The 9,211-nt window shown below is 62.0% G+C and carries 6 protein-coding genes; all 6 read left to right on the forward strand.

Annotated elements, in window-relative coordinates; translation table 11 throughout:
* Window positions 1–297: 297 nt before the first annotated feature.
* Window positions 298–2,409 (forward strand): transketolase, encoded by a 2,112-nt coding sequence (gene tkt / locus F1542_RS12450; RefSeq protein WP_193733326.1) that lies wholly within the window; start codon window positions 298–300, stop codon window positions 2,407–2,409.
* Window positions 2,410–2,519: 110 nt separating this feature from the next.
* Window positions 2,520–5,378, forward strand: coding sequence for a bifunctional transaldolase/phosoglucose isomerase (locus tag F1542_RS12455; RefSeq protein ID WP_193733327.1), 2,859 nt, complete (start codon window positions 2,520–2,522; stop codon window positions 5,376–5,378).
* Between the two features lie 119 nt (window positions 5,379–5,497).
* Window positions 5,498–6,496: a phosphogluconate dehydrogenase (NAD(+)-dependent, decarboxylating) gene (gene gnd / locus F1542_RS12460; RefSeq protein ID WP_193733328.1), complete on the forward strand. Its 999-nt coding sequence runs from the start codon at window positions 5,498–5,500 to the stop codon at window positions 6,494–6,496.
* Between the two features lie 150 nt (window positions 6,497–6,646).
* A complete protein-coding gene (gene zwf / locus F1542_RS12465) occupies window positions 6,647–8,176 on the forward strand; it encodes a glucose-6-phosphate dehydrogenase (RefSeq protein ID WP_193733329.1) in 1,530 nt (509 codons plus the stop codon).
* Entirely contained in the window at window positions 8,173–9,009 is an 837-nt protein-coding gene (locus tag F1542_RS12470) for a Cof-type HAD-IIB family hydrolase (protein WP_193733330.1), read from the forward strand. The genes zwf and F1542_RS12470 overlap by 4 nt, the downstream gene beginning before the upstream one ends.
* A gap of 27 nt (window positions 9,010–9,036) precedes the next feature.
* On the forward strand, window positions 9,037–9,211 hold a 175-nt coding region (locus F1542_RS12475; RefSeq protein WP_182356393.1), incomplete at its 3' end, for an HAD family hydrolase.

Here is a 9,211-nt window from a genome sequence, read left to right on the forward strand (position 1 = left end):
GTCGGGGGCCGGGCAACCGGGTGGGTGGTCACGCGCTGTCACATGTAATGGCGGGACATGGCGCGCATGTTCGGCGGGGTAAGGGTAACGGCTTGACGAGATGGCTTGTTCCGTCCCGAAGGTCGTGAGAAGGTGCGTGCCGTGAAAAGCCTTTTTTCCTTGTGCTCCGTGCTGTCCGCCGCCGGGCGGCCCGGGTGCGGGTGGTATGGAAAGAAAAACAAGAAAGGTTGTCGTGTTCAGGCCGTATGTCCGGCCCGATCAGGACAGCAACCATGGCTGTAAGGAGGCCGGTCTCTCATGCGTTCCCTGAATACATCCCCCCTGATGGCACCTGAAGGAGGTGGCGCAATGCCCACCAATATCGATACGCTGTGCATCAATACGATCCGTACGCTGTCCATGGATGCGGTGCAGAAGGCGAATTCCGGCCACCCCGGCACCGCCATGGCGCTTGCCCCCGTGGCCTATACGCTGTGGCGCGATGTGCTGAACTATGACCCGGCCAACCCGCTATGGCCCAACCGGGACCGTTTCGTGCTGTCGATCGGGCACGCGTCCATGCTGCTGTATTCGCTGATCTACCTGGCCGGTATCCGCGATGTGCGCCCCGGCGGGGCCAGTAATGACCGGCCCGCCCTGACGCTGGAGGATATCGAGCAGTTCCGCCAGTTGGACTCGCTCACGCCCGGCCACCCGGAATACCATCACACCGCAGGTGTCGAAACCACGACCGGGCCGCTGGGCCAGGGCTGCGGTAATTCAGTGGGCATGGCAATCGCGGAAAAATGGCTGGCCGAACGCTATAACCGTCCCGGGTTCACGCTGTTCGATCACCACGTCTATACGCTGTGCGGTGATGGCGACAACATGGAAGGCGTCTCCAGCGAGGCCGCGTCCATCGCGGGTCACCTGAAGCTCGGGAACCTGACATGGATCTATGACAGCAACCATATTTCCATCGAAGGTTCGACCAATATCGCGTTTACCGAAAGCGTGCACAAACGCTTCGAGGCCTATGGCTGGCATGTCCTTGAACTGAAGGATGCCAACGATACCGGCGACATGCGCCGCCTGCTGGCCGAAGCGAAGGCCGAAACCTCCCGCCCGACACTGATCATTGTCCATTCCATCATTGGCTGGGGCGCGCCGCACCTTGCCGGGACGGCCGAAGCGCACGGCTCCCCGCTGGGCGTCGAGGAAATCCGCGAGACCAAGAAATTCTACGGCTGGCCGGAAGACAGGAACTTCTACGTGCCCGATGGCGTGCCGGAACACTTCCAGGCGGGAATCGCCACCCGGGGTGCTGCCGCGTCCAGGGCGTGGGATGATCTGTTCAAGGCCTATCGCGCCAAATATCCCGATGAGGCAGCCCAGCTTGATCACATCTTCGCTGGCACCCTGCCCGAAGGATGGGACAGTAACATCCCGGTATTCGATACGGACGCCAAGGGTGTCGCCTCCCGCGCCAGTTCGGGCAAGGTCCTGAACGAAATCGCGAAGAATTACCCGTGGATGATCGGTGGCTCGGCCGACCTGTCGCCGTCCACCAAGACGCACCTGACATTCGATGGCGCGGGTGATTTCCAGCCGCCGCAATGGGGCGGGACCTATGGCGGGCGCAACCTGCATTTCGGCGTGCGCGAACATGCGATGGGATCGATCAGCAACGGGCTGGCGCTGTATGGCCTGCGGGCCTACTGCTCGGGCTTCCTGATCTTCTCTGATTACATGAAGCCGCCCATCCGGCTGTCTTCGCTCATGAAGCTGCCGGTGACCTATATCTTCACCCATGATTCGATCGGTGTGGGCGAAGACGGGCCGACCCACCAGCCCATCGAACAGCTGGCCCAGCTGCGCGCCACCCCCGGCGTGACCGTGCTGCGCCCGGCGGACGCGAACGAGGTGGCCGAAGCGTGGCGCACGCTCATCCAGATCACCGACCGTCCCAGCGTGCTGGCGCTGAGCCGCCAGAACCTGCCCACCATCTGCCGCAAGACCTATGCGCCAGCAACAGGTCTGGCAAAAGGGGCCTATGTCCTTGCGGATACCGACGGGCGTCCCGATGTCATCCTCATGGCAACGGGTAGCGAGGTCGGCCTGATCGTGAAGGCTGCGGAAAAGCTGAAGGCGGATGGCATCGGGGTGCGTCTGGTCTCCATGCCGTCATGGGATCTGTTCGAGGCCCAGCCCAAGGCCTATCGCGACAGCGTCCTGCCGCCCGATGTCACCGCGCGCGTCGCGGTGGAGCAGGCAGCAGGGCTTGGCTGGGACCGTTATACCGGCCTTGCGGGGGAGACGATCGTCATGCACGGGTTTGGCGCCTCCGCCCCGGCGGGACAGCTGGAGGTCAAATTCGGTTTCACGGTTGATGCCGTGGTGGCCGCAGCCCGCAGGCAGGCGGGCAAATAGGCACAATGGACAGGCAGGCGGGACAGTACGTTCCGCCTGCCTTGTTTTTGAAGAAGCAGTATTGGCGACGCGGGGCCTGCCCGCGCTGCCGCAGGCAAAGGAAGCACGGCATGAGTGCGCAAGAATCTGGTAGCGAAAATCCGTTAAAGGAACTGGCCCGCTATGGTCAGTCCCCATGGCTGGACTTCATCCAGCGTTCCTATACCGAAAATGGCAGCCTGAAGAAGCTGGTGGATGAAGACGGGCTGAAGGGTGTGACCTCCAACCCCGCCATCTTCCAGAAGGCCATGGGGCAGGGCACGGATTACGATGCCCAGATCCGTTCGGTGCTGGCGCACCAGGTGCTTGATGCAGGCGCGCTGTACGAACTGCTGGCGGTGGACGATATCCGGGCGGCAGCCAGGGTGCTGTATCCCGTCTATGAACAGACAAAGGGCGTGGACGGTTATGTCAGCCTTGAGGTCTCGCCCTATCTGGCGCGTGACACCAAGGGCACGCTGCATGAAGCGCTGCGTCTGTGGAAGGCGGTTGATGCCCGCAACCTCATGATCAAGATTCCCGGCACTGAAGAAGGCGTGCCCGCCGTGCGCGCCGCCATTGCCGAAGGACTGAGCATCAACGTCACCCTGCTGTTCTCGATCGATGCCTACAAGAAGGTGCTGGAAGCCTACATCACCGGGCTTGAGGACCGTCTTGGCCGTGGCGAGAGTGTGAAGGGCATCGCCAGTGTTGCGTCCTTCTTCGTCAGCCGCATCGATGTGAAGATCGACAAGGAAATCGACGCCCGCGTGGCGAAGGGCGACAAGGACAGCGCCGCGCTGAAGGCGCTGCGCGGCAAGGTCGCGATCGCCAACGCCAAGATGGCGTACGAACACTGGAAGGACGTGACGGCCAGCCCGCGGTGGAAAAAGCTGGCCGATGCCGGCGCCCAGCCACAGCGCCTGCTGTGGGCCAGCACGGGCACGAAGGACAAGTCCTTCAGCGACGTGCTGTATGTGGATGGCCTGATCGGCCCCGAAACCGTCAACACCATTCCCCCCGCCACATTCGACGCCTTCCGTGACCACGGCAAGGTGGCCCCGACCCTGACGCAGGATATCGAGGGCGCGAAGAAGGTGATGACCGAAGCCCGGCGCCTTGGTCTTGACCTTGATGGCGTGACCAAGGTGCTGGTGGATGAGGGTGTCGCCTCCTTCGCTGATGCGTTTGATGACCTGCTGGGTTCGGTCGCGGCCAAGCAGGCGGCGTTCCTTGGCAGGAAGGTGACCTCCACCGCGCTCAAGCTGCCTGCCGACCTTAAAAATGCGGTCGATGCGGAACTGGAGACATGGCGCAGGAAGGGCAATGTCCGCCGTTTATGGGACAGGGACGCAACCCTGTGGACCGGCAAGGACGAGGCAAGCTGGCTGAAATGGCTGGACATCACCGATGACCAGGTGGCCGCCCTGTCGAAATTCGAGGATTTCCAGGCAGAGGTGAAGGCCCGCGGCTTCCGTGATGCGCTGCTGCTGGGCATGGGGGGATCCAGCCTTGGGCCTGAAGTGCTGGCCCAGACATTTGGCAAGCATGAGGGCTTCCCGCACCTGTACGTGCTGGACAGCACGGATCCGCAGCAGGTACGTGACTTTGAGAAGAAAATCGATATCAGCAAGACGCTGTTCATCGTCTCGTCCAAGTCCGGCGGCACGCTGGAGCCGAATATCCTCAAGGCCTATTTCTTCGATCAGGCGAAAAAGGTGCTGGGCGACAAGGTCGGTTCGCACTTCATCACCGTGACCGATCCGGGTTCGCACATGGAAGACGTGGCGAAGAAGGACAAATTCTGGAAAATCTTCTACGGTGAAAAGCAGATCGGTGGCCGGTATTCCGTGCTGTCCGATTTCGGCATGGTGCCCGCAGCCGTCGCGGGCCTGCCGCTGAAGCTGCTGCTGGAATCCGCACAGCGTGGCGAGAAATCCTGTGCCGCGTCCGTGCCACCGGCGCAGAATCCCGGCGTGGTGCTGGGTGCCGTTCTGGGGGTTGCCGCGCGCGATTTCGGGCGTGACAAGATCACCATCATTGCATCCCCCGGCATTTACGACATGGGCGCATGGCTGGAACAGCTTCTGGCGGAATCGACCGGCAAGGATGGCAAGGGCCTGATTCCCATCGATGATGAAACCATCGGCAAGCCGGGTGTGTATGGCACGGACCGGGTGTTTACCTACCTGCGTCTGGCCGAAGATCCGTGCCCGAAGCAGGACGCGGCCTTTGCCGCGCTGGTCGAGGCGGGTGAGCCGGTCGTCACCATCGAACTGCATGAACGCCGTCAGGTGCTGGAAGAATTCTTCCGCTGGGAATTCGCGACGGCTGTCGCCGGTTCGATCATCGGCATCAACGCCTTCAACCAGCCTGATGTCGAGGAATCGAAGATCGAAACCAAGAAGATCACCACCGCCTATAACGAAACCGGCAAGCTGCCGCCGTACGAACCGTTCGCCAAGGATGGCCCGTTCGCCTTCTATGCCGATCCGAAAAATGCTTCGGCGCTGGGTGGCGGCAAGACGGCCGAAGCAATCCTCAAGGCCCATTTCGCCCGTGGCAAGGCAGGCGACTACGTTGCCCTGCTGGCCTATATCGACCGTGATACATGGACGCGCGAATGGATCCAGAAGGTACGCCTGGACCTGCGTGATGCGCTGAAGCTGGCCACGGCCGCCGAATTCGGCCCCCGTTTCCAGCATTCCACCGGGCAGGCCTACAAGGGTGGGCCTGATACGGGCGTGTTCCTGCAGATCACGTGTGATGATGAAGTCAACCTGCCGGTGCCGGGTGAGAAATACACCTTCGGCATCGTCAAGGAAGCGCAGGCCCGTGGCGACATGGAGGTACTGGCCGAACGTGGCCGCCGCGTGCTGCGTGTCCACATCCATGGTGAGCTGAAGGCTGGCCTTGAAAAACTTGGGCAGGATATCGCCCGCGCGGTCTGACCGCATGCTGGCCCGCCCCTTCCGGTGAGGGGGCGGGCTTTTTGATTGTGGTCATTGGGCAATGATCGCCAGGACGGTAGGACTATGGCCCTATCCCCCTTTTCCAGGAGTGTTTGATTATGCAGATTGGTATTGTTGGCCTTGGCAAGATGGGCGGCAACATTTCCATCCGCCTGACCCGTCATGGCCATGACGTAGTGGCCTTTGACCGTGATCCCGCGGTCACGGCAAAGGTATGCGGCCAGGCTGAAGGCAAGCGCTGCATCCCGGCCACCGGACTTGCGGACATGGTGGGCAAGCTGTCCGGCCGCAAGGTGGTCTGGCTGATGCTGCCCGCGGGTGAGGTGACGGAAGCGGCGGTGCAGGAACTTGGCGGCCTGCTGGGCAAGGGCGACATCGTGATCGATGGCGGCAATTCCTTCTACAAGGACGACATCCGCCGCGCTGCCGAACTGATGAAGAAGGGCATCCACTACGTCGATGTCGGCACCTCGGGCGGTGTATGGGGTCTGGAACGCGGCTACTGCATGATGTACGGCGGCACCAAGGACGCCACCGACTATATCGACCCCATCCTGTCGGCCCTTGCACCGGGAATCGGCGATATCCCGCGCACCCCGAACCGTGACAAGCCGGGTTTCGACCCGCGCGCGGAACAGGGCTACCTGCATTGCGGTCCCGCAGGGTCCGGCCATTTCGTGAAGATGGTCCATAACGGCATCGAATACGGCATCATGCAGGCCTTCGCCGAAGGCTTTGACGTGATGAAGTCCAAGAATTCGACCGAACTTGCCGAAGACCAGCGTTTCGAACTGAACATGGCGGACATTGCCGAAGTCTGGCGCCGTGGCAGTGTCGTGTCGTCGTGGCTGCTGGACCTGTCGGCCAGCGCGCTGGCGGGCAATCCCGACCTGTCGAACTACAAGGGCGACGTGGCCGATTCCGGCGAAGGCCGCTGGACGATCGAGGCCGCGATCGAGGAAGCGGTGCCTGTGCCCGTCATCACCGCATCGCTGTTCACGCGCTTCCGTTCACGCACGGGCAACAACTTTGGTGAAAAGATGCTGTCCGCCATGCGCTTCGGCTTTGGTGGTCACATCGAGGGTACGAATAACTGACCTGACACACGGTTGGTAACTGACGGGACGCCGGGGTGCTACGCATTCCGGGTCCCGGCTGTTCCTGGAACAAACGACAGCGCTCAATGACTGCAACCGGAACAGCCGGGGGAGGAATACAGGCGGAAACAGTCCAGGGACAGCATTACAATGGAAAACATCATTGCCTCGGCGGTATCACAGGTTGGCGATCCCGGGCATGAAGCCGCCCCCCGGCGCAGCCCGCCGGGATCGTTTGTCATCTTTGGTGGTGGGGGCGACCTGACGCGTCGCCTGTTGCTGCCCGCCATATACAATCTGGCCTGTGCCGGCTTGCTGGATGACGGTTTCGGTGTCGTGGCGGTTGACCGCGCCGAACTGACCGATGCGCAGCTACAGCGCAATGTCCGCGCCGCGCTGGAGGATTTTGCCGCCCGCCGTGGCGCTGAAGCCGTGACATTGCGTGAGGACGTATGGGCATGGATGCAGCCGCGTATCCGCTACGTGCGCGGCGATTTCGAATCCATGCAGACCTATCAGGACATCGCCGCGACCGTAGGTGAGCAGAACTGCATTTTCTACCTTGCCGTGGCTGCCCGTTTCTTTGGCCCCATCGTGGACCGGCTGGGGGAGACGGGGCTGGTGCGGGAGGGACGGCATACCTTCCGCCGCGTCATCGTGGAAAAACCCTTTGGCAGCGACCTGCCATCGGCCGTGGCGCTGAACGAACGGCTGCTGCATACGCTGACGGAACAGCAGATCTACCGCATCGACCATTACCTTGGTAAGGAAACGGTCCAGAACATCCTTGCATTGCGGTTTTCCAACGGGTTTTTTGAACCCCTGTGGAACCGCCAGAATATCGACCACGTCCAGATCACCGCGGCCGAGACGGTGGGCGTGGAACAGCGTGCGAAATTTTATGAAGGCACCGGCGCCCTGCGCGACATGGTGCCCAACCATGTCATGCAGCTTCTGGCCATGACGGCGATGGAAGCGCCGATTTCGTTCGATGCCGATGCCGTGCGCAATGAAAAGACCAAGGTGCTGGACGCCATCCACCCCCTGCTGCCGCAGGATGTGGTGCGCGGGCAGTACGCGCCGGGAGTGGTGTGCGGCAGGGAAGTGCCCGGTTACCGGCAGGAACCCGGCGTGGACCCCCATTCCCTGACCGAAACCTACATGGCGATGAAGTTCCAGATCGATAACTGGCGCTGGGCCGGGGTGCCGTTCTATGTCCGCACGGGCAAGCGGCTGGCCGCGCGCAAGACCGAAATCGCCATTCACTTCAAGTCGGCCCCCTATGCGCTGTTCCGCGATACGCCGGTGGAAAAGCTGGCCCCCAACATCATGGTCATCCATATCCAGCCGACCGAAGGCGTGACCATGCAGTTTTCGGCCAAGATTCCCGGCCCGTCCGTGCGACTGGGTGGTGTGCGGATGAAATTCGATTATGCCGAATGGTTCAGCGAAGGGCCCAGTACGGGGTATGAGACCCTGATCTATGACTGCATGATCGGGGACGCCACCCTGTTCCAGCGCGCGGATAACATCGAGGCCGGATGGCGCGCCGTGCAGCCGGTTCTGGACTGGGGACAGGATGCGCGCAGCCTTGATTTCTATGCGGCTGGCAGCGAGGGGCCGGAAGCGGCCGACGCCCTGCTGGCCCGCGACCACCGCCACTGGCTGAAGATTGGATGATGCCGATGACCCCACCCGTCACCCCCGCAGGGGACGTCCGCCTTGTCATATCCGATATTGACGGGACCCTGATTACGCCGGAACGCAAGCTGACCCCCGCCGCGCGGCAGGCGGCGGATGATGTGCGCGAAGCTGGCATCAAGCTCAGCCTGGTCAGCAGCCGCGCGCCACGGGGCATGATGCAGTTTGTCAGGGAACTGCGCATCGATACCCCCATTGCGGGGCTGAATGGCGGCCTGATCTGTGATCCCGACGGCACGATCCGCGAACGGCTGTCCCTTGACCCGGAAACAGCCCGGACGGCGGTTGAATTCCTGATCGCCCACGGGGTCGAACCATGGCTGTTCATCGGCCACGACTGGCTGGTGCGCCGTGACGACACGCCGCAGGTCCGTCATGAACGTGACGTGGTGCAGACCACCCCGGTGCAGGTGGACGATTTTGCCGGGCATTATGAAAATGTGGGCAAGATCATGGGGGTGTCAGCCGATCCCGACACCCTGCCGGGGGTGGAACGCGCGCTTGCGGACCTGCTGGCTGGCAAGGCGAGCGTACACCGGTCCTCACCCATTTACCTTGATATTACGCATCCACGGGCGAACAAGGGCTATGCGGCAAAAGAACTGGCAAAACTGCTGGATATTGATATCCGGAATACGGCGTGTATCGGGGATATGAACAACGATATTCCCATGCTGAAGGAAGCCGGGGTCAGCATCGCCATGGGCAACGCGCCCGATAATGTGAAGGCCCATGCCCGTTTCGTGACGCGGTCCAATACGCAGGACGGATGGGCTTTTGCCATGGAAAGTTTTGTATTGCCCCGCGCATAGGCGCGCGGCACAGAAGGGAGAGGCACCATGCCCCAGGACGCAGCCGGAACGCCAGCCAGCCAGATCAGACTGGTTCTGGCCGATGTGGATGGCACCCTGGTCACGAAGGACAAGATCCTGACACCCCGGGCGATCCGGGCTGTCGAACGCCTGCGTGAACGCGGGATCCTGTTCACCATCACCAGCGGCCGCCCGCCCAAGG

Origin of the sequence: Komagataeibacter sp. FXV3, from assembly GCF_015155755.1 — a bacterium.
GTDB lineage: Bacteria > Pseudomonadota > Alphaproteobacteria > Acetobacterales > Acetobacteraceae > Komagataeibacter.